The organism is Mucilaginibacter sp. 320_HR (genome assembly GCF_059691875.1).
In genome coordinates this window covers 209,148-227,980 of record NZ_JCAWAI010000001.1, presented here as the reverse complement: position 1 = coordinate 227,980, position 18,833 = coordinate 209,148, and the positions used below count along the sequence as shown (strand labels likewise).

Annotated in this window: 20 protein-coding genes; 7 read left to right on the top strand and 13 right to left on the bottom strand. The window is 42.6% G+C overall.

Annotated elements, in window-relative coordinates; genetic code table 11:
- Positions 1-9 precede the first annotated feature (9 nt).
- Together AC59GT_RS00915 and pdhA are read right to left on the bottom strand one after the other, a co-directional pair.
- Positions 10-1,722: a dihydrolipoamide acetyltransferase family protein gene (locus AC59GT_RS00915; protein WP_497235887.1), complete on the bottom strand. Its 1,713-nt coding sequence runs from the start codon at positions 1,720-1,722 to the stop codon at positions 10-12.
- 36 nt (positions 1,723-1,758) lie between these two features.
- Positions 1,759-2,754 (bottom strand): pyruvate dehydrogenase (acetyl-transferring) E1 component subunit alpha, encoded by a 996-nt coding sequence (pdhA, locus tag AC59GT_RS00910; RefSeq protein WP_497235886.1) that lies wholly within the window; start codon positions 2,752-2,754, stop codon positions 1,759-1,761.
- Positions 2,755-3,390: 636 nt separating this feature from the next.
- On the opposite strand from pdhA, the gene AC59GT_RS00905 reads away from it, so the two are divergent.
- Together AC59GT_RS00905 and AC59GT_RS00900 are read left to right on the top strand one after the other, a co-directional pair.
- Positions 3,391-3,975, top strand: a complete 585-nt coding sequence (locus tag AC59GT_RS00905; protein ID WP_497235885.1) for a C40 family peptidase — start codon at positions 3,391-3,393, stop codon at positions 3,973-3,975.
- A gap of 61 nt (positions 3,976-4,036) precedes the next feature.
- Positions 4,037-5,155, top strand: a complete 1,119-nt coding sequence (locus AC59GT_RS00900) for a CapA family protein (RefSeq protein WP_497235884.1) — start codon at positions 4,037-4,039, stop codon at positions 5,153-5,155.
- Between the two features lie 2 nt (positions 5,156-5,157).
- On the opposite strand, the gene AC59GT_RS00895 is transcribed toward AC59GT_RS00900, so the two are convergent.
- A complete protein-coding gene (locus AC59GT_RS00895) occupies positions 5,158-5,343 on the bottom strand; it encodes a hypothetical protein (RefSeq protein WP_497235883.1) in 186 nt (61 codons plus the stop codon).
- Positions 5,344-5,850: 507 nt separating this feature from the next.
- Here AC59GT_RS00895 and AC59GT_RS00890 point away from each other — a divergent pair.
- The 4 genes from AC59GT_RS00890 (at position 5,851) to AC59GT_RS00875 (ending at position 9,553) form a co-directional block, all read left to right on the top strand.
- Complete coding sequence (locus tag AC59GT_RS00890; RefSeq protein ID WP_497235882.1) at positions 5,851-6,306, top strand: 3-oxoacyl-ACP synthase; 456 nt, start codon at positions 5,851-5,853, stop codon at positions 6,304-6,306.
- A 144-nt stretch (positions 6,307-6,450) separates the two neighbouring features.
- Positions 6,451-6,843 (top strand): RNA-binding regulator, encoded by a 393-nt coding sequence (rbp, locus tag AC59GT_RS00885; protein ID WP_497235881.1) that lies wholly within the window; start codon positions 6,451-6,453, stop codon positions 6,841-6,843.
- Positions 6,844-7,077: 234 nt separating this feature from the next.
- Positions 7,078-7,641: a ribosome recycling factor gene (gene frr, locus AC59GT_RS00880; RefSeq protein WP_117384938.1), complete on the top strand. Its 564-nt coding sequence runs from the start codon at positions 7,078-7,080 to the stop codon at positions 7,639-7,641.
- Between the two features lie 157 nt (positions 7,642-7,798).
- A complete protein-coding gene (locus tag AC59GT_RS00875) occupies positions 7,799-9,553 on the top strand; it encodes an ABC transporter ATP-binding protein (RefSeq protein WP_497235880.1) in 1,755 nt (584 codons plus the stop codon).
- A gap of 66 nt (positions 9,554-9,619) precedes the next feature.
- Here AC59GT_RS00875 and pyrH read toward each other — a convergent pair whose 3' ends face one another.
- From pyrH to AC59GT_RS00835, 8 genes are all read right to left on the bottom strand, one after another.
- The gene (pyrH, locus tag AC59GT_RS00870) at positions 9,620-10,324 is read right to left on the bottom strand and encodes a UMP kinase (RefSeq protein ID WP_117384940.1); all 705 of its coding nucleotides are present in this window, start codon (positions 10,322-10,324) and stop codon (positions 9,620-9,622) included.
- A gap of 46 nt (positions 10,325-10,370) precedes the next feature.
- The gene (gene nagA / locus AC59GT_RS00865) at positions 10,371-11,492 is read right to left on the bottom strand and encodes an N-acetylglucosamine-6-phosphate deacetylase (protein WP_497235879.1); all 1,122 of its coding nucleotides are present in this window, start codon (positions 11,490-11,492) and stop codon (positions 10,371-10,373) included.
- A gap of 102 nt (positions 11,493-11,594) precedes the next feature.
- On the bottom strand, positions 11,595-12,446 hold the full coding sequence (gene tsf / locus AC59GT_RS00860) for a translation elongation factor Ts (RefSeq protein ID WP_497235878.1): 852 nt from the start codon (positions 12,444-12,446) through the stop codon (positions 11,595-11,597).
- A gap of 94 nt (positions 12,447-12,540) precedes the next feature.
- Positions 12,541-13,377 (bottom strand): 30S ribosomal protein S2, encoded by an 837-nt coding sequence (rpsB, locus tag AC59GT_RS00855; protein ID WP_117384943.1) that lies wholly within the window; start codon positions 13,375-13,377, stop codon positions 12,541-12,543.
- 21 nt (positions 13,378-13,398) lie between these two features.
- Entirely contained in the window at positions 13,399-13,785 is a 387-nt protein-coding gene (gene rpsI, locus AC59GT_RS00850) for a 30S ribosomal protein S9 (protein WP_497235877.1), read from the bottom strand.
- Positions 13,786-13,813: 28 nt separating this feature from the next.
- Positions 13,814-14,251, bottom strand: a complete 438-nt coding sequence (gene rplM / locus AC59GT_RS00845; RefSeq protein WP_117384945.1) for a 50S ribosomal protein L13 — start codon at positions 14,249-14,251, stop codon at positions 13,814-13,816.
- Positions 14,252-14,377: 126 nt separating this feature from the next.
- Positions 14,378-15,139, bottom strand: coding sequence for a GDSL-type esterase/lipase family protein (locus AC59GT_RS00840; protein WP_497235876.1), 762 nt, complete (start codon positions 15,137-15,139; stop codon positions 14,378-14,380).
- Between the two features lie 2 nt (positions 15,140-15,141).
- Positions 15,142-16,161, bottom strand: a complete 1,020-nt coding sequence (locus tag AC59GT_RS00835) for an aldo/keto reductase (RefSeq protein ID WP_497235875.1) — start codon at positions 16,159-16,161, stop codon at positions 15,142-15,144.
- A gap of 114 nt (positions 16,162-16,275) precedes the next feature.
- On the opposite strand from AC59GT_RS00835, the gene AC59GT_RS00830 reads away from it, so the two are divergent.
- Positions 16,276-16,602, top strand: a complete 327-nt coding sequence (locus AC59GT_RS00830) for a hypothetical protein (RefSeq protein ID WP_497235874.1) — start codon at positions 16,276-16,278, stop codon at positions 16,600-16,602.
- Between the two features lie 132 nt (positions 16,603-16,734).
- Here the strand turns inward: AC59GT_RS00830 and AC59GT_RS00825 are convergent, their stop codons facing one another.
- Complete coding sequence (locus tag AC59GT_RS00825) at positions 16,735-17,715, bottom strand: acyl-ACP desaturase (protein ID WP_117384948.1); 981 nt, start codon at positions 17,713-17,715, stop codon at positions 16,735-16,737.
- 40 nt (positions 17,716-17,755) lie between these two features.
- Positions 17,756-18,829, bottom strand: coding sequence for a glycoside hydrolase family 5 protein (locus AC59GT_RS00820; protein WP_497235873.1), 1,074 nt, complete (start codon positions 18,827-18,829; stop codon positions 17,756-17,758).
- Between the last annotated feature and the right edge of the window lie 4 nt (positions 18,830-18,833).

The window sequence follows — 18,833 nt, the reverse complement described above, 5'->3', positions numbered from 1 at the left end:
AAGTCGCGCTTAGATTAATAATCTTACCGGCTCTTCAAGCAATTGCTTAAGTGTTTGCAGGAAGGCAGCTGCTGTTGCGCCATCCACCACGCGGTGATCTGCACTCAAGGTTACTTTCATGACATTGCCAGGTACTACCGCACCGTTTTTAACAACCGGTACTGCCTGTATGCCGCTTACCGCAAGTATACACGCGTTAGGAGTGTTAATGATGGCCGTAAACTCGTCAACACCAAACATGCCCAGGTTAGATATGGTGAAGGTTGAACCTTCCATTTCTGCAGGTTGTAATTTTTTAGACTTAGCTTTTGAGGCAAACTCTTTTACTTCTACAGAAAGGTGGCTTAATGATTTATTATCAGCAAATTTAATTACAGGTACCAACAAGCCTTCGTCTACCGCAACGGCTACACCAATGTGTACATGCTCGTTAGTACGAATCTTATCGCCTAAAAACGACGAGTTGATAGCCGGATGCTGCCTTAAAGCTACAGCGCAGGCTTTAACGACAAAATCGTTAAAAGATATTTTTACAGGTGCTACATCGTTCATCTTTACGCGTGCTGCAATAGCCTGATCCATGTCTATAGACATGGTCACATAAAAATGCGGTGCAGTAAACAAGCTTTCAGATAAACGGCGGCTGATAGCCTTACGCATTTGCGTAACAGGCATTTCGCTGAACTTCTCTTCGCCTGTAAAGCTTGGCAATACAATAGGTGCTTTTGCCGGTGCAGCCTGAGCTGCTTCCTGCGGTTTTGCAGCAGGTGCGCTTTCGGCAGCAGCTGCCTGTTTTGCAGATGGTGTAAAGCCTTCAACATCCTTCTTAATAATACGGCCGCCTTCTGCGCTGCCTTTTACATCATTAAGGTTTATTCCTTTGTCTTTGGCTATCTTACGGGCAAGCGGCGATGCTTTAACGCGGCTGTCATCATCTGATGAACCAGCCTGAGAACCTTCAGCATGAGCCGGGGTTTCTTCAGCAGCGCTTGTAGTAGCTTCTTCTGCAGGTGCTGCAGCAGATGTACCATCGCTACCGTCGGCATTGTCAATCAAAGGCTGTACATCTGTACCCTCTTTACCAACAATAGCAATAATTGCATTAACCTTTGCAGCTTCGCCTTCTTTAACGCCGATGTACAGCAGGGTACCTTCTTCGTAACCTACTACTTCCATTGTAGCTTTATCAGTAGCTACATCAGCAAGCGAGTCATCAGCTTTAACTTTATCCCCAACTTTAAAGTTCCATTTTTCAATGGTACCTTCTGTCATGGTATCACTTAGCAGCGGCATACGAATAACAGTAGCCGGAATGCTTGAAGTATCTACCTTTGGTTTTGCAGATGCAGACTTTTCGGCCGTTGCAGCAGGTTTTTTATCTTCAGCGGCAGCAGGTTTAGCTTCTGCTGCTGGTTGTTCTTCTGATTTCGCAGGCGCAGCGTTTCCACTTCCGGCACCTTCTAAGGCCGCTTTATAATCTTCGCCTTCTTTGCCTAAAACGGCAATTACAGCATCAACCGGGGCAGCACCGCCTTCCTGTACACCAATGTACAGTAAAACGCCGTCCTGGTACGATTCAAAATCCATAGTGGCTTTGTCGGTTTCAATCTCGGCCAATACATCGCCTGATTTAACCTTGTCACCAACTTTTTTATGCCATTTAGCCAATACCCCTTCGGTCATGGTATCGCTCATTTTTGGCATTTTAACTACTTCAGCCATATACTGTTTATATTGTTATATGTAGGTATAATAAAACTAGTCGCGGATGTAAGGATAATCCTGTTGCACATATACATCAGTATACAGCTCAGAAGCGTCAGGCCATGGCGACTCTTCGGCAAATGCTACCGCTTCCTCAACCTGTGCTTTTATTTTAGCTTCTATTTGTTCAAACCACTGGTCATCGGCATAACCTTCTTTTTGAATGGCCTGTTTTACAACCTCTATCGGGTCTTTCGCTTTATAGCTTTCCAGCTCTTCTTTAGTACGATACTTTTGAGGATCACTCATAGAGTGGCCTTTAAAACGGTAAGTACGCATTTCCAAGAAGGTAGGGCCTTCGCCGCGGCGCGCACGTGAAACAGCCTCATCCATTGCGTTGTGTACAGCTACCGGGTCCATACCGTCAACAGGTAACGATGGTATACCATATGGTAAGCCCAATTTATAAATATCCGGCTGTATAGTAGTACGTGCTACTGATGTTCCCATCGCATAGCCATTGTTCTCACATATAAATATAACCGGCAGTTTCCACAAAGCGGCCATGTTAAATGTTTCGGTAAGGGCACCCTGGCGTACAGCGCCATCACCCATGTAAACAATATTTACGTTGTCAGTACCTTTATATTTTTCGGCAAAAGCTATACCCGCACCCAGCGGTACCTGCCCGCCAACTATGCCGTGGCCGCCATAGAAGTTATTTTCTTTATCAAACATGTGCATTGAGCCACCTTTACCTTTTGAGCAGCCGGTGATCTTACCATACATTTCGGCCATTACTGCTTTTGGGGTGGTACCTTTCGCAAGTGCGTGAGCATGATCGCGGTATGCGGTAATCAGACTGTCTTCATGCCTGATAACCGACATGGCACCAGCTAAAACAGCTTCCTGACCAATATAGAGGTGACAAAATCCGCGGATTTTTTGCTGACCATATAACTGACCAGTTTTTTCTTCAAATTTCCGCATCAGGAGCATAGACTCATACCACATCAGGTAGGTGTCTTTAGTTATTTCGATGGAACTCATTTAGTCAATAAAAATGCTTAAGAGAATGTGCAAATCTAATTATATCCTGCAAATAACAGAAACTGCAACGAATTTGTTGTAAAGTTTTCTTTCAGATGAATTTAGCAATTTAACAGGCAAATAGCTATACGGATGCAACCGCAAAATAACATTCGGGGCTGGTGTATAATGTACGCTTTTTAATGCCGAGCAAAGCTATGTACGCATAATATTCTTTGTAAGCGACTTTACCATTTGTAATGTAATAAAACATTATAATTAACATCAACAGACTACTCTGGATAATGACAATCAGCAATTCACGCCTGCTATGCCAAGATTATCTTTAAACTAAATTTTTTTTCCACGAAGATTATCTGTGATCATCCTTCCAATAGCCACTTTCTTAATACAAAATCCTATTTCACTTACGTAACTGAAATCCAAAGGGTTATAGGGTATCAGCACGCCCTTAAATTTTACTTTGTCAATATTTTATTAACATTGGTTTAAAAAATTCCACCTTAAAGAACATGAAAAAAAATTCATTTTAATTTGGTGGTCTAATTATAATGTATAGTTTTGTAGAGAACAATAGACATAACGTCCAGTTTAATAAACAATTGCTGTTCCTAATTGCAGCAAAAAAGAGATTAAATGAAGAAACTTACAATTGCTATTGCATTATTTTTCAGCGTATTAGCTGCTCAGGCACAAACTAAAACAGCACCAGCTGTTGCTGACAAAGATGACGATCAGGAAAGCATGGCTAAAACCTATCTTTCTCAAATTATGGGTGTAGCACTGTCGGCTACATCAAACATGAAACTTTTCAACTTTGTACACGATTGGATAGGCACCCCTTACCGCTTTGGCGGTAGCTCCCGCAAAGGAATTGATTGCTCAGCCTTTACCAAACAACTATACGGCGACGTATTTAACCTTACCATTCGCCGCAACTCCCGTGATATTTTCAGCATGGTAAACCCGGTTGGCAAAGACGATCTTAAGGAAGGCGATCTGGTGTTTTTCAAGATTCACAGCCGTAGCATCTCGCATGTTGGTATTTATTTAGGCAACAACAGGTTTGCGCATGCATCTTCAAGAGGCGTTGCAATCAGCAGTTTGGACGATGCTTATTACAGCCGTTATTTTTACAAAGGCGGCCGCCTTTTAGAGCAATTTAAAGATCAGCTAACGAGCAGCAACTCAGATAGCGGCAATGATCCTAACAGCAACTAATTAAACCTAAATTATTATATCTATATCCTTCCATTTAACTATGGAGGGATTTTTTTTTGCTATGACGATCCGTTTTCACATCTATCTGCTATTCATTTTTATTATTGCGACAAGCAGTTGCAATAACCCGTCTAAGAAAAAAGATCGCAATAAAAAACAAGCATCTGTTACAATAGACACATTACCTTTAAAAAAGGCAGATACTATAATAACCATTGCTGCCGTAGGCGACATTATGCTGGGTACAGCTTATCCTAACGCGGCTACGCTTCCGCCGGATAGCGGCACCAACAGTTTACGGTATGCTATTAACGAACTCCAAGATGCTGATATAACCTTTGGCAACCTCGAAGGCGTTTTACTTGACAAAGGTGAGCCGGCCGCAATGAAGTTAAAGTTCCGCAGCAAGCCTTACCTTTTTAAGATGCCCGAAAGCTATGGTGGCATATTGAAAAATGCAGGGTTTGATATTTTAAGTGTAGCTAACAATCACAGCAACGACTTTGGATACCTTGGACGCGAACGAACCATGCGCGTACTGGATAGCTTAGGAATATATTATGCCGGCCTAAAAACATCTCCGGTAAAAACATTTGCCCTTAATGGCATTAAGTATGGCTTTTGTGCTTTTTCTCCTAATAGCCAAACAGTTTCGTTGCTGGATATACCGGGTGCTGTTAAAACCATTACTACGCTAAAACAAACGAATGATATTGTGCTGGTATCCTTTCATGGCGGAGGCGAGGGCGTAGACTTTGAACACGTGCCCGATAGCGCGCAATCTTTTAAAGGTGAACGCCGCGGCAATGTAAAAGCATTTGCCCATGCAGCTATTAACGCCGGAGCCGATCTGGTTATTGGCCATGGTCCGCATGTAAGCAGAGCTATGGAACTTTATAAAGGCAAATTAATTGCTTATAGCCTGGGGAACTTTTGCACTTACCGTTCGGTAAGTGTAGCCGGTGTTTGCGGGTTGGCGCCAATGGTGAAATTAAGGCTTACAAAAAATGGCCGCTTTTTAGACGGCCAAATAATTTCATTTAAACAAAGCCACGAATTTGGCTTGCGCAGGGACACCTTAAATAAGGCATCAAAGCGAATAAAGTTTCTTACAGAAACTGACTTCTCTAACCCCGGCATAAGCATTTCTGACAGCGGGGCTATAACAGCTACCGAGTAAGGCTAAGCCTCGTCTTTGGTATTTCGCACCAGGCTTATGCCCGTCGAGAAAAAAAGTATGGAAATTATGCCAATCACAATTTCTGTTGTGACCTGGCCGCTGTGTTGAATTACTTGAACACCAGTCCAAATTAGGCCGATGATACCCAGCAGTGTTAGTACAACTCCGAAGGTTCGTTTTACATTCATGTTTTTACAGGTTAGTGGTTTGTTGTTAAGTAAACCAATTAACCATTTCGCCTAAAGTTTGTTTGAGGAAGCGCTTAAGCTTTATGGTAGTTTTACCGCATTGGTATCACAGCAAAAAGGCCAATAAGTAATAATAGAATTGATAACAGTATTAATGTTGAGGTGTACACTTTTAAAGTGTCGTCCTTGAATCTGAATTGAGGTATCATTATTCCCTATTTAAAAGCATTACGTATACGCTCTCCCTAACGCAACACATCACACATAATATTTTTACCGTTCTTATTGTTTTAAGAAATTTATTTATATTGAAAAATTATCATTGATACGTAATGTTGATAGCAACGCATATACGATTTTGACCGTAAGTACCGTTATAACAGCATAAGTGCGAAAGCTCTTATAATTGTGATAAGGTTTAGGTTGAAAGTCCCGGGCAGCGAGTGCTCCGGGGCTTTTGTTTTTTATGGCTTTTTATGAGCCCGAAAATGTACATCTTAGCCGGGTATGACAATTAATATAAAAGAGCAACTCCATACCCTATGCCTTAGCTATGTTAAGCAAAGGTTAAAAGCCGCTGAACAAGCAATAGCCGAAGCGCAGGAAGCAGCTAACAACGATACAAAAAGTAGTGCCGGCGACAAGTATGAAACGGGACGAGAAATGGCGCAACAAGAAACCAATCGTAACTTAAGTCAGCTTAATGAAGCAAACAAGTTGCTTGTAGCTTTAAATCAGATTGGCTATAAGACCAGCTCTGATACTGTTGATGCCGGAAGTTTGGTAACCACTGACAATGGTATATTTTACATTTCTATCAGTGCCGGGACGCTTAACTTTGAGGAAAAAAGCTACTTTGCTGTGTCGCCCGCCTCACCTATAGGATATAAACTAAAAGGCAAAACTGCAGGAGAAGAGATCAATTTGAATGGTAAAATTTATAAAATCTTGTCTGTAGTTTAAAAAACCTTGCAAAATGCCCTATATTGGTAAAATAAAAGCCCTGGTTTAATAAATTATTGTACAAGTGATTAATATCTATTCTATATTTGGTGAAAACAAAACATGGCAGATGAACAGGTTTGCCAAATTAAACTAATTTTTTGAATGAACATTTTCGTTGGAAGCCTTCCTTACTCGTTACAGGAAGCAGATTTGCAAGAGCTTTTTGAAGCTTATGGTGAAGTAAGCACCGTTAAAATTATTATTGACAGAGAGTCCGGAAGAAGCAAAGGTTTCGGATTTGTTGAAATGCCTGATGATGAAAGCGCTCAAAAAGCAATTTCCGGCCTTAATGGTTCTCAAATAGCAGGCCGCTCTATTGCGGTTAGCCAGGCAGAAGAGAAAAAAGCTGGCGATCGCAGGCCTAGTGGCGGCGGTGGTTATGGCGGCAACCGCGGTGGCGGTGGTGGCTATGGCGGCGCCGGTAACCGTGGCGGCAGCGGCGGTGGCGGTGGCTACTCAAAAGATAACAACAGAGGCGGCGGTCGCTGGCAATAAATATAGGAACGGAGCATTGTTATAAACAGTGCTCCGTTTTTTCTTGCATACACGCTTTCGAAAAAGGTCAGCGTGCTTTTTTATGCATTAACATTTTCAAAGTTTTAAGGCTCATCCACAACTTTAACAAACGATTATGGGTCTAAAAACAAATTTAAAGCTCTTACAGTTTCATCTGCAAGCTAATTAGGGGCTTTAATACTTTTTACTATTTTTGTGACAAAATAAAAAGCAATGAGCGAACTCATTAAAAAACAAATAAGTGATGCAAAAGCGCTAATGGACAAGGCTATTGCACATACCGATGCGGAACTCACTAAAATACGGGCAGGTAAAGCAAGCCCTAGCATGCTGGACGATATAGTAGTGGAATACTACGGCACACCAACTCCGCTGTCGCAAGTGGGAAGTGTAAACACTCCGGATGCACGCACTATTGTGATTCAGCCATGGGAGAAGTCATTGCTTAACCCTATTGAAAAAGCTATTAAAGAAGCCAACCTGGGTGTTAATCCGCAGAACGACGGTGTAATTATTCGTATTAACGTTCCGCCTTTGACAGAAGAACGCCGCCGCGAGCTGGTAAAAAAAGCTAAAGGCGAAGCTGAAAACGGCAAAATTGCTGTTCGAAACATCCGTAAAGATGCTAACGAGAAGATCAAAAAATTGAAATCTGAAGGTGTTTCTGAAGATGAAATGAAAACAGGAGAAGCCGAAGTGCAGAAGCTTACCGATGGCTATATTGTTAAGGTTGACCAACTATCTGAAGCGAAAGAAAAAGACATCATGACTGTTTAATAATTAAACAGACGAAATATAAAGGGAATAGCTTAGCTGTTCCCTTTTTTGTTGGTGTTATTTCAACCTCTACGGGGTTACAACATCAATAACCCAAATGTCAAATTAAAGGAGATGAGGTGCTTACCCGTAGGCTTTAGTTAATTTTGCAATCAACATGAATTTACTTCTTACGTATTTAAAAAAGCATCAGTGGATAGTTGTGCTGGCTCTTCTGCTAGCGGCCATGAACATTGGCTTCTCCTTACTTGATCCCTACATTACCGGCCGAATTGTAGACAGCGTTATAGAAAAACGGAAAGCCCTTACCGAAGATCAATACTTTAACCAGGTTATCATGCTGGTAGGTATGGCTATCGGCGTGGCGATGGTGTCGCGAATAGCCAAGAACTTCCAGGATTATTTTACCAACATCATTGTACAAAAGGTGGGAGCCGAAATGTACGCGGATGGTCTGAGACATTCTCTCGAACTTCCGTACCAGGTTTTTGAAGATCAGCGCAGCGGCGAAACGCTGGGTATATTACAAAAGGTAAGGCAGGACTGCGAGAAGTTTATCACAGCATTTATAAGCATCCTTTTTGTATCTCTTATAGGGATGGTTTTCGTGATGGTATATTCTGCTATGGTAAGTTACCAGGTGCTGCTGGTATACTTTGCAGCTATACCCATTATAGCTTTTGTAAGTATGGCCATGAGCCGTCGTATAAAGCGCATTCAAAAGAATATCGTTGCCGAAACTACTGCGCTTGCAGGATCTACTACAGAGTCGCTGCGAAATATAGAGCTTATAAAGAGCTTGGGGCTTGCCAAGCAGGAAATTAAACGCCTTAACAACACCACTTACAAAATACTTGGACTTGAACTAAAAAAGGTTAAGTACGTGCGAAGCATGAGTTTTGTACAAGGCACTACCGTAAACCTGGTGCGTAGTGCAATGGTGGTGGTTTTACTGATGCTTATATTTAAAGGCAACATTTCTCCGGGACAATACTTCAGCTTTCTATTTTACTCGTTCTTCCTGTTCAACCCCTTGCAGGAGCTCGGCAACGTAATACTAAGCTGGCGCGAAGCCGAAGTATCTCTCGCCAACTTCACCAAAATACTTAATACTCCTATTGATAAAAAGCCGGAAAAGCCTGTGTTACTTGAAAAGGTAAACACACTAACTTTTAGTGATGTAAGCTTTAAGCACCTGACAGCTAAACGTAATGCCTTAAACCACATCAGTTTTGAAACGAGTAGCGGAGAAACCATTGCTTTTGTAGGACCATCTGGCTCTGGCAAAACAACGCTGGTTAAACTGCTGGTTGGCCTTTACCAACCATTGGAAGGTGGTATTTTGTACAACAACATTGCAAGTAAAGAAATAGACCTTGATCAGCTGCGCGAAAAAATAGGCTTTGTTACGCAAGACACGCAGCTATTTTCCGGTACTATACGGGAAAATTTACAGTTTGTACGGCCAGGGGCAACGGATGAGGAGTGTATGAGTGTGCTTCAAAGAGCGGCTTGTCAAACCTTACTCGCACGAGCAGACAAAGGGCTTGATACCGTTATAGGTGAAGGTGGAGTTAAGGTCTCAGGTGGTGAAAAACAAAGGCTATCAATTGCAAGGGCATTACTTCGCCAGCCGGATATTCTGGTTTTTGATGAGGCGACCTCATCACTTGACTCGATCACAGAAGAGGAAATTACAGAAACCATCCGTGACGTTTCCGTAATGAACGATCAGATCACGATTCTTATAGCCCACAGGTTATCTACCATTATGCATGCAGATAAGATATTTGTTCTGGAGAAAGGCCACATTATTGAAGCGGGTAAGCACCAGGAGCTCATTGAACAAAAAGGTTTATATTATGCAATGTGGCGCCAGCAAATCGGCGAACGCTTTGCGGTTGACGCTTAACGTAAATAGCTCAAAAAGATAAAAGAAAAGGGATCTAAAATTAGATCCCTTTTCTTTTATAATGACTTATTTTACTAAGGTACCAATAGGTTCGCCTTTAGCAATCTTCATAAAATTGCCGGCCTTATTCATATCGAATACGATAATCGGCAGTTTATTTTCCTGGCAAAGGGTTATCGCTGTCATGTCCATAACATTTAATCCTTTGTCGTAAACCTCCTGGAAGGATATCTCATCATAACGGGTTGCTGATGGGTCTTTCTCCGGATCGGCGGTATATATCCCGTCCACACGCGTACCTTTTAGCACTACGTCTGCTTTAATCTCGATAGCGCGTAATGATGCGGCTGTGTCGGTTGTGAAGTATGGGTTACCTGTACCGGCACCAAATATTACTATTCTGCCTGTTTCCAAGTGTGTCATAGCACGACGTCGAATGTATGGTTCACAAATTTGCTCCATCTTAATGGCAGATTGCAACCTTGTCTCTACGCCAACGCTTTCTAAAGCATTTTGCAGCGCCATGCAGTTAATTACAGTAGCAAGCATTCCCATGTAATCGGCCTGCGCACGTTCCATTCCGGATTTCTCTGCGCTCAGCCCACGGAAGATGTTACCACCTCCTACCACAACGGCTATTTCAATGCCTTGTTCTTTAACTGCTTTTATGTCCTGGGCGTACTGTAGAACCTGGTTGTTGTCAATTCCGTACTGCCTTTGCCCCATAAGGGATTCGCCGCTTAGCTTAAGAAGAACTCTTTTATATTTCATAAGGAGGGTTTGTCAAAAATAGAGAATAAATGCTATTGTTAAAATATTATATACTACTGGTTAAGATTTCACCATGTAAGATAGTGGCTGTTACCTTAAAATCACTGTTAAACACAATCATGTCCGCATTGTAGCCTTGTTCAATTTTACCGTTCTTTTGCCTACCTGCCAGTTGCGCTGGATAAAGGGAGGCCATATTTATAGCTTCTGCCAGATTTATTCCCACATGTTCAACACAGTTTTGTACCGCTTTTAACATACTTAGGCTTGAGCCAGATAGCGTACCATCCGGCATTACATATTTATTGCCTTCCAAACGATGCTGATACGCGCCCTCGTTGGTTGCTGTAACCGCATCTGTTATCAGGAAAAGCTTGTCGCCAAGTTCGCGTTTCGCCAGGCGTATCATTGGCCAGTCCACATGATTGCCATCAGCAACAATACTGGTATATGGCCGCTCTTCAAAAATCGCGGGGATATAGCCAGGCTCCCTGTGATGCATTTGCGGCATAGCGTTAAATAAGTGCGTTACTGCCGGTATGGGCTTGTTTAAAAATGCTTTGCCCTGTTCGTAAGTAGCGTTGCTATGGCCAGATGACATGATGATGCCCTGAGCATGCAGGTAGTCTATCACGTCCTGATCCTGCAGTTCCGGCGCTATGGTTATCATTTTTATAACACCATCAGCACGTTCAACCCAGCTCTTTACTTCTGCCAAAGTAGCCTTCTTGATATACTTTTCAGGGTGAGCTCCTTTTTTTGCAGGATTAAGGTACGGGCCTTCTAAATGTAAGCCCCAGCAATTACCACGAGATTGAGCGCGGAATGCTTGCGCTGCCTCAATTCCTTGTTCAACAATCTCATTGGTGTTTGTGCCGATGGTCGCCAGAAAGCCTATAGTGCCTTGCTCAAGTAAATCTTCTTCTAACTGCTTCAATGCGGCAACTTCCGGTGTGCCGGCAAATAGCTTACCACCGCTGCCATAAATCTGCAGATCTATTAATCCGGGTGCCAGGTAGGCTCCGTTCAAGTTCTTTTTATCGACATCTGCCGGAACAGCAGATTCGTCTATAACGCTATTTACAGTTCCGCCTGAAATTAGAACTGCTTTACCATCGGTTATTTCCCCGTTAGATATAAGTTTAAGATTGTGAAGAGCTGTTATCATGATGCTACTTTTTATCTCACACAAAAGACGCGAAGTATCGCGTCTCTACAAACATTAAAGACAAAAAAAATCCCCCTCGTTAATACGAGGGGGATAATATAATTAAGCTCCTAAAGCTACCCGCTTAAAGGCGATCACCGTGAGGCCCTTGTCAATAGTATCCAGGAACTGTGCAACGCTCTTAGATGAATCTTTTACAAACTCCTGGTTAAGCAGCGTAGAGTCTTTGTAGAATTTGTTCAGTTTACCGGCAGCAATTTTTTCTACCATTGCTTCTGGTTTACCTTCTGCACGTATCTGCTCTTTAGCAATCTCCAGCTCACGCTCGATAGTAGCAGCATCAACACCGTCTTTATCGATAGCAGCAGGGTTCATTGCAGCAATTTGCATTGCAACGTCTTTACCAGCTTCATCAGCACCTTCAACATTTTTGCTCAGGCCAACTAAAACTGCAAGGCGGAAGTTTCCGTGGATGTAAGCGATAACCTTTTCGCCTTCAATAACCTCGTATTTAGATACTCCTATCTTTTCGCCGATCTTACCAGTTTTATCAGTGGTAGCATCACCGATCTTTATCCGTGAGTTCTCAACGTCAATCTCTAATTCGTTTAATGCAGCAACATCTGCTGGTTTACCTTCAACAGCAGCGTTAGCTATCTGGTTAGCAAATGCAACAAACTCAGCGTTCTTAGCAACGAAATCTGTTTCGCAGTTAAGCTCGATAATAACACCGCGTTTGCCATCTTCAGATGTACGTGCAATTACCACGCCTTCGTTACTTTCACGATCCTGACGGCTCGCAGCAACTTTAGCACCTTTTTTCCTTAAAAAATCAATAGCAGCTTCAAAATCGCCGTTAGTTTCAGTTAAAGCTTTTTTGCAATCCATCATGCCTGCACCGGTTTGCTGGCGCAGTTTATTTACATCAGATGCAGATATTTGTACTGTAGACATTTTCTTGTTTTTTATAAGTTGAAAAGTCGCAAGTATTAAGCCCGGAGCCTGATAACATCAAGACTTATGACTTAATACTCACGACTTAATATTATTACTCTTCTGTAGACTCAGCAGTTGGCGCACCGGCCTCAGCTTCTTCTGCTACTCTTCTGCTGCCACGGCCACCAGAGGTAGTTTCAGGAGCATCAGCTTTCGCTTTAGCAGCTGCTGCTTCTTTTTCAGTTTCGTCTTCTTTCTCGCGTTTGCGCTCGTCCAAACCTTCTTCGATAGCTTTGATAATGATACCGGTGATCAAAGAAATTGATTTAGTAGCGTCATCATTCGCAGGGATTGGGAAATCGATGTTAGAAGGATCAGAGTTTGTATCTACCATCGCGAAAGTCGGGATGTTAAGTTTTAAAGCTTCAGATACAGCAATGTGTTCTTTCTTAACGTCAATAAGGAATAATGCAGCAGGCAGGCGGTTAAGATCAGAGATACCTCCTAAAAGGGCCTCCAACTTAATACGCTCACGTTGTATCATCAAACGCTCTTTCTTAGAAAGGTTGTTATAAGTACCGTCTTTAGTCAATTTATCGATGTTTGACATCTTTTTGATTGACTTACGTACAGTAGCAAAGTTGGTAAGCATACCACCTAACCAACGCTCGGTGATGTACGGCATGTTTACGCTTTTTGCATAATCAGCAACAATATCCTTAGCTTGTTTCTTGGTAGCTACGAATAATACCTTACGGCCTGATTTTACAATTTGTTTTATAGCTGCAGCAGCTTCTTCAACCTTTGCTAAGGTTTTATTTAAATCGATAATGTGGATACCATTGCGCTCCATGAAAATGTACTGTGACATTTTCGGGTCCCACTTGCGGGTAAGGTGACCAAAGTGTACACCTGCATCCAGTAAATCCTGATATGTTGTTCTTGCCATTGTTGTTTTCCTCCTAAAATGTTAGCGTTTACTGAATTGGAATTTCTTACGTGCTTTCTTACGGCCTGGTTTCTTACGCTCAACCATACGGTCATCACGTGTCATTAAACCTTTAGCGCGTAAAGCCGGTTTCTTATCCGCATCCAGTTCAACAATAGCTTTCGCAATAGCTAAACGAACGGCTTCTGCCTGTCCTTTTACGCCACCACCTGCAACATTTACTTTAACATCAAATTTACCGGTAGAGCCAGAAACTTCTGTACTCTGAGTAACGATGTATTGTAAAGGTAAGGTAGGGAAGTATTCTTTGTAATCTTTACCGTTAACGATAATAGCACCATTGCCTTCGCTTAAGTAGATGCGGGCAACAGCGGTTTTTCTTCTGCCTGAAGTGTTAGTTGTTGGCATTTGTTTTTTTCTCCTTAAAAATTAAAAGTTAAATGGTTTTTGGGTTCTGAGCCGCGTGAGGATGTTCTGCACCTGCATATACATGCAGATTACCATAAATTGCACGGCCCAAACGACTTTTAGGTAACATACCACGAACGGCCTTTTCAATTACGCGTTCTGGATGTTTTGCCATTAACTCCTTAGGAGAAATGAAACGCTGACCACCCGGATAACCGGTGTATGAAACATATTGCTTAGACGCAAATTTGTCTCCAGTCAGGCGAACCTTGTCTGCATTAATAACAATTACGTTATCACCGCAGTCTACGTTTGGGGTGAAACCTGGCTTGTGTTTACCGCGAATCATCATCGCGATCTTTGTGCACAAGCGCCCCAAGATCTCATTGTTAGCGTCAACAACAACCCATTCTTTATTAACGGTTTTCTTGTTGGCTGAGACAGTTTTGTAACTTAACGTATTCACTTGCTTTAAATTAAATAATTAAACGTTTTTATATACCCCGCATTTTCGGGACTGCAAAGATACGCTTAATTGTTTAATTTACAAGTGAGTGCTTTATTTTTATTGAGGGTTCACGGCATCTCCGTACTACTTTGCCCCTGCTTGTTTTAAGACCTTATAAATGGCTTTACCCCAAAATTCACCAAGTGCAACAGCACCCTTTTTATTCGGGTGCAAATAGAAGGTGCCTTGCTTACCAGGTTCAGCCTGAAAATCGGTGAGGTAATTTGCCTTAAAGTACTTAAAAGCTTTTGTGTCCCCAATGAATACACGGCTGTTATACTCTTTAGCCAAATTATCCAGAACAGGTATATAACTTTCAAGCCGAGACAACCCTTCCTGCAGGTATTTAGCGCCATTATAGGTATTCGGACTATACCAGACCGGGTGTTGATAGATCACTATTGCGTCAGGGAAGTCTGCCAATAACCGATCTGTTATTGCTTTAACATTGGTGCGGTAATCTGATGAAGTCACCGGTGAGCCATGGGTACCTTGTATAGCACTATCATTAGTTCCCAGCTTTATTGAAAACACTAACTGTCCTGAAGTGAAGATTTTAGTGGCATCTTCAACAGCAGAAAAAGCGGGAGTACCCGGCAAAAAATCCAATGTGGTATAACCACTGTGCCCCTGATTGCTGAAGCTTACAGAATCGATACCTTTCTGTTTACGAAGCCAGTCTGCCGCAACAGCAGGTGGCGCTTCCATTGAAGGATTACTTAGGCCTGCACCGTAAGTAATGCTGTTGCCTATGAAGACGATGTTTACCCTTTTGCCTTGAGCTTTCGCCACAGACATCACCATTCCAAATGCAACAACAAGCAAGAAAGCACACTTCTTTACCATAATCACCGCTTCTCTACTTTATCGTAAAAGCCGCCAAAAGAATTCATCTTTACGGCATCTTCATTAAAGAAATCACCCGGGAAGCCCAGTTCAATTTTACTGATTTCATTAAGCCTATCTATCTGCTCTGCCGACAGACTTACGTCTACCGTTTTCAAGTTTTCTTCTAGCTGCTCTACTTTAGTTGCGCCGACAATAGGTATGCATTGGAATCCTTTGCTCATCGTCCACTGCAGGGCAACATGACTTTCAGATACGCCAAGCTCCTGCGCTATCTCCATCACCACACGGGTTATCTTTTCGGCGCGCTCGTTTAGGCGGTTACTTTCAGGCTTAATGCGACCTTTATCCCCCTTTAGATATTTACCCGTAAGTGCACCGCCGGCAAGTGGTGCCCAAGGCGTAACTGTAATCCCAAAATGCTTTGCCATGGGGATTAATTCTCGTTCAGCGGTACGTGCCAGTAAGCTGTACTCAACCTGTAAGGCTATAAACTGGCTCCAGCCCATTAATTCGGCTAATGTATTCCCTTTGGCTACCACCCATGCAGGTGTATCGCTTATAGCAGCATAGGTGATTTTACCTTGTTTAATCAAGTCGTCCATAGCGCGGAGCACCTCATCTATAGGTGTGATATCATCCCATATGTGAAGATAAAGTACGTCTATAAAGTCTGTTTTCAGCCGTTTAAGGCTTTCTTCAACGCTACGCATCATGTTCTTGCGATTGTTGCCGCTTGCGTTAGGATTGGTTTGATTGTCCTTTAGGGTATATTTGGTAGCCACTACAAAGTAGTCCCGGTCGTGGTTGCTCAGGTAATCGCCAATGATCTTTTCGCTGGTACCCAGCTTGTAAATATTAGCTGTATCCAGGAAATTTCCGCCTGCCTCGGCATATGCGTCCATTATTTCGAAGCTGGTTGAGGCATCGGCACCCCAGCCGGCTTCGGTGCCGAAGCCCATTGTACCCAGGCATAGTTCAGATACTTTAAGGCCGCTGCGGCCCAGTAATTTGTATTTCATAGTAGGCGGATATTTAGATGTAAACGGTAAAGGAACTACGCTGTTTTAGCTTAGGAATTAAAGCCCGCTAAACAATAGTGCGTCCTGCTTGTAAATATACTAAACATCTGCACCATGAAGATAATCACGTTACATAAACCGGTTAATATAGATGAGCTATACCAGCACATACACGATAAACTTAACCCGTTCTTTCACGAGCAACGCAAGAGCGACATTAGCTTTACAGTAACCAATACCCCTGTTGGAATAACCATAACAGAACCTGAATTTTATGAAGGTGCCCTGTTCACCATAGCCGTGCAGGACGACCAGCTTTGGATAACACGCAACGAGCATTACGTTGACGACATTAACTCCATCACCATAGAATCCATACTAAACAGCTTGTTTGAACAGGTGTCCGGCGGGTTGGGAACTGATTTAGTGCAAGAGGGCTAATACCTGCAATAAACGCTTCAAAATTCTGTATAAAAGCAGCTTTAGGTCAAAAACTTAAGCAGAAATCTTCAATTTCCACACTTTTTTGAAAGCGGGAGATCAATCAAAGGCAAACAAAACGTCTACTTTAAATTATCCGTGAATCCAGCTGAATTTGTACTCCAACCCCGGGTTACGCATACGCTCGGCAACGCGTAGCAGACGGTCAGGAAGTTTCATGATGTAGTCGCGCGCTTTTTCACCATCCTCCTGAAGATCGGTAAGACTTTCAATACGCCAGTCTACTATAAGCTCTTTAAGGATGTCTACATAATCAATAGCGGTGTAGATACCCAGGCGTTCGGCGGCATCGGTAAAGTGGCCAAAGGTCTGGCCTATTTTTAAACCAACTTCGCGGAGGAAGTGTGCCGGCATTACAATTTTCTTACGCATCATATCCTCAAAGGCCAGCATTGCCTCGTTGGCATCTACTTCAAATATTTTCTCAATAAAGTATTTGTAAGCCTTGGCATGCCTTGCCTCATCGGCAGCGATTACGCCGCACATTTTAGAAAGTAAGGTATCGCCATCCTTTTTAGCTTGAGATGCCACCCTCCGGTGGGATATGTTTGTAGCCAGTTCCTGAAAGGAAGTGTAAATAAAGTTACGGTAAGGGTCATGACCTGTGCCAATATCAAATCCGTCGGCAATAAGCCATTGGGTAGATATCTCCATCATGCGCATATCAACGCGCCCAGTTAAATAAAGGTACTTGTTTAGCAAGTCGCCGTGGCGGTTTTCTTCAGCGGTCCAGTAACGGGTCCACTTCATCCAGCCACCTTCTTCGTCTCGGCTTACACCTTCAACCATGGTGAGCCATGATTCATATGTAGGCAAAGCTTCTTCAGTAATGGTGTCCCCTATTAAAACTGCAATAAGGTCGTAAGAAAGTCCTCTGGCACTTTCCTGCAACTCTTTAATTTCGTTAAAGAAAGTAGGTCTTGAAGCGTCTGGTAAAAAATCTGACGGCTGCCAAATAGAATCGATAGGTTTCAAAAAATCCATCATCTTCTCCAGCATAAACTGCTGTATATGGCCCATTACCTCTTTACGTTTTTCCTCAAAAAACTGCATAGTACACTTTTAGCTTACAAAGGTAAGCAATTTAATGAAACTATTGTTTTGGAGATACATAATCTATAGCCCTCTTCATGCTTTCAGACAAGTTTTTTATAGCCGGCGGGCCATTAAAAATAGAGAAGTTTGTATTGTAGTCCCAGAGTATGCCGGGTATGCCTAATTGCCTTAAACTATTACGCACGGCTGCAACGTACCTGCTGCGGCTGCCCTCATCAGTGTACTTCCTGTAAACGCCATATTCGCTGCACAAAAGCGGCACGTAGTATTTATCTCCCCAGCTCTTAGCTATTTGCAGCTTATCTTTTACAGATTGCTCGTTGCCGTCTGTTGGGTACTGCTTGTAATTAGCTTCGCCGGGCGTACCTATTGCCTTAGTATCTATTGCTGGATAAGCTTTAGCATCATACGGGAACGGAATGCCGGTGGTAGCCATTTGGTTGCCCACCCAGTCAGCCCCTTGGTGGGTAAATAAAAAGGGTTCGTAAAAGTGGAACGTGTAAATAATGTTCTCATCTGCCAGGCGCTCCATACGGCTCAATTCGTAAATGCTGTTATAGTTAGATGCACCAACCAGCAGCGTGCGCTTTTTATCTATCTGCCGTATAGCTGTTACAATGTTGTAAGCCGCATCTTTCCACACTTTGGGGTCCATGTGGGGCGGTTCATTGTAAATCTCAAAAAACAACCTGTCGGCACTTTCTTTAGCATACCTTTTAGTTAATAATAACCATAAGTTAATAGCTTTGGATGTTTCGCTTTTAAAATTATTATCATTTATTTTACCATAGTGGTAATCTATTATCAACTTAATATCGTATACCTTGCATTGTTTCAAAACATCATCAATATGTGTAAATACTTTCTCAACGGGGATTTGCTTTGAAGAGAAATACTCAAACGCTACAGGCAAGCGCAGGCTTTGAACCTTAAGCCGCTTAAATAACTCCCAATCGCTCTGCGAAAGTGGGTTTTTAAGTAAAACATCGCTATTCCAGTACTGTTCAAGCCAAGAGATGCTTATTCCGTTGTTGAGGCTTTTAGCACGTTTAAAGGCCAGCAGCCGTTCTTTTGAAGGTGTTGGATTGCTTTTTGCATCAAAGGGTTGCATCGTA

What these genes read in the sequence shown, in the direction of transcription:
- AC59GT_RS00915 (WP_497235887.1), bottom strand. Translation starts at nt 1,722, where the DNA reads ATGGCTGAAGTAGTTAAAATGCCAAAAATGAGCGATACCATGACCGAA.
- pdhA (WP_497235886.1), bottom strand. Translation starts at nt 2,754, where the DNA reads ATGAGTTCCATCGAAATAACTAAAGACACCTACCTGATGTGGTATGAG.
- AC59GT_RS00905 (WP_497235885.1), top strand. Translation starts at nt 3,391, where the DNA reads ATGAAGAAACTTACAATTGCTATTGCATTATTTTTCAGCGTATTAGCT.
- AC59GT_RS00900 (WP_497235884.1), top strand. Translation starts at nt 4,037, where the DNA reads ATGACGATCCGTTTTCACATCTATCTGCTATTCATTTTTATTATTGCG.
- AC59GT_RS00895 (WP_497235883.1), bottom strand. Translation starts at nt 5,343, where the DNA reads ATGAATGTAAAACGAACCTTCGGAGTTGTACTAACACTGCTGGGTATC.
- AC59GT_RS00890 (WP_497235882.1), top strand. Translation starts at nt 5,851, where the DNA reads ATGACAATTAATATAAAAGAGCAACTCCATACCCTATGCCTTAGCTAT.
- rbp (WP_497235881.1), top strand. Translation starts at nt 6,451, where the DNA reads ATGAACATTTTCGTTGGAAGCCTTCCTTACTCGTTACAGGAAGCAGAT.
- frr (WP_117384938.1), top strand. Translation starts at nt 7,078, where the DNA reads ATGAGCGAACTCATTAAAAAACAAATAAGTGATGCAAAAGCGCTAATG.
- AC59GT_RS00875 (WP_497235880.1), top strand. Translation starts at nt 7,799, where the DNA reads ATGAATTTACTTCTTACGTATTTAAAAAAGCATCAGTGGATAGTTGTG.
- pyrH (WP_117384940.1), bottom strand. Translation starts at nt 10,324, where the DNA reads ATGAAATATAAAAGAGTTCTTCTTAAGCTAAGCGGCGAATCCCTTATG.
- nagA (WP_497235879.1), bottom strand. Translation starts at nt 11,492, where the DNA reads ATGATAACAGCTCTTCACAATCTTAAACTTATATCTAACGGGGAAATA.
- tsf (WP_497235878.1), bottom strand. Translation starts at nt 12,446, where the DNA reads ATGTCTACAGTACAAATATCTGCATCTGATGTAAATAAACTGCGCCAG.
- rpsB (WP_117384943.1), bottom strand. Translation starts at nt 13,377, where the DNA reads ATGGCAAGAACAACATATCAGGATTTACTGGATGCAGGTGTACACTTT.
- rpsI (WP_497235877.1), bottom strand. Translation starts at nt 13,785, where the DNA reads ATGCCAACAACTAACACTTCAGGCAGAAGAAAAACCGCTGTTGCCCGC.
- AC59GT_RS00840 (WP_497235876.1), bottom strand. Translation starts at nt 15,139, where the DNA reads ATGGTAAAGAAGTGTGCTTTCTTGCTTGTTGTTGCATTTGGAATGGTG.
- AC59GT_RS00835 (WP_497235875.1), bottom strand. Translation starts at nt 16,161, where the DNA reads ATGAAATACAAATTACTGGGCCGCAGCGGCCTTAAAGTATCTGAACTA.
- AC59GT_RS00830 (WP_497235874.1), top strand. Translation starts at nt 16,276, where the DNA reads ATGAAGATAATCACGTTACATAAACCGGTTAATATAGATGAGCTATAC.
- AC59GT_RS00825 (WP_117384948.1), bottom strand. Translation starts at nt 17,715, where the DNA reads ATGCAGTTTTTTGAGGAAAAACGTAAAGAGGTAATGGGCCATATACAG.
- AC59GT_RS00820 (WP_497235873.1), bottom strand. Translation starts at nt 18,829, where the DNA reads ATGCAACCCTTTGATGCAAAAAGCAATCCAACACCTTCAAAAGAACGG.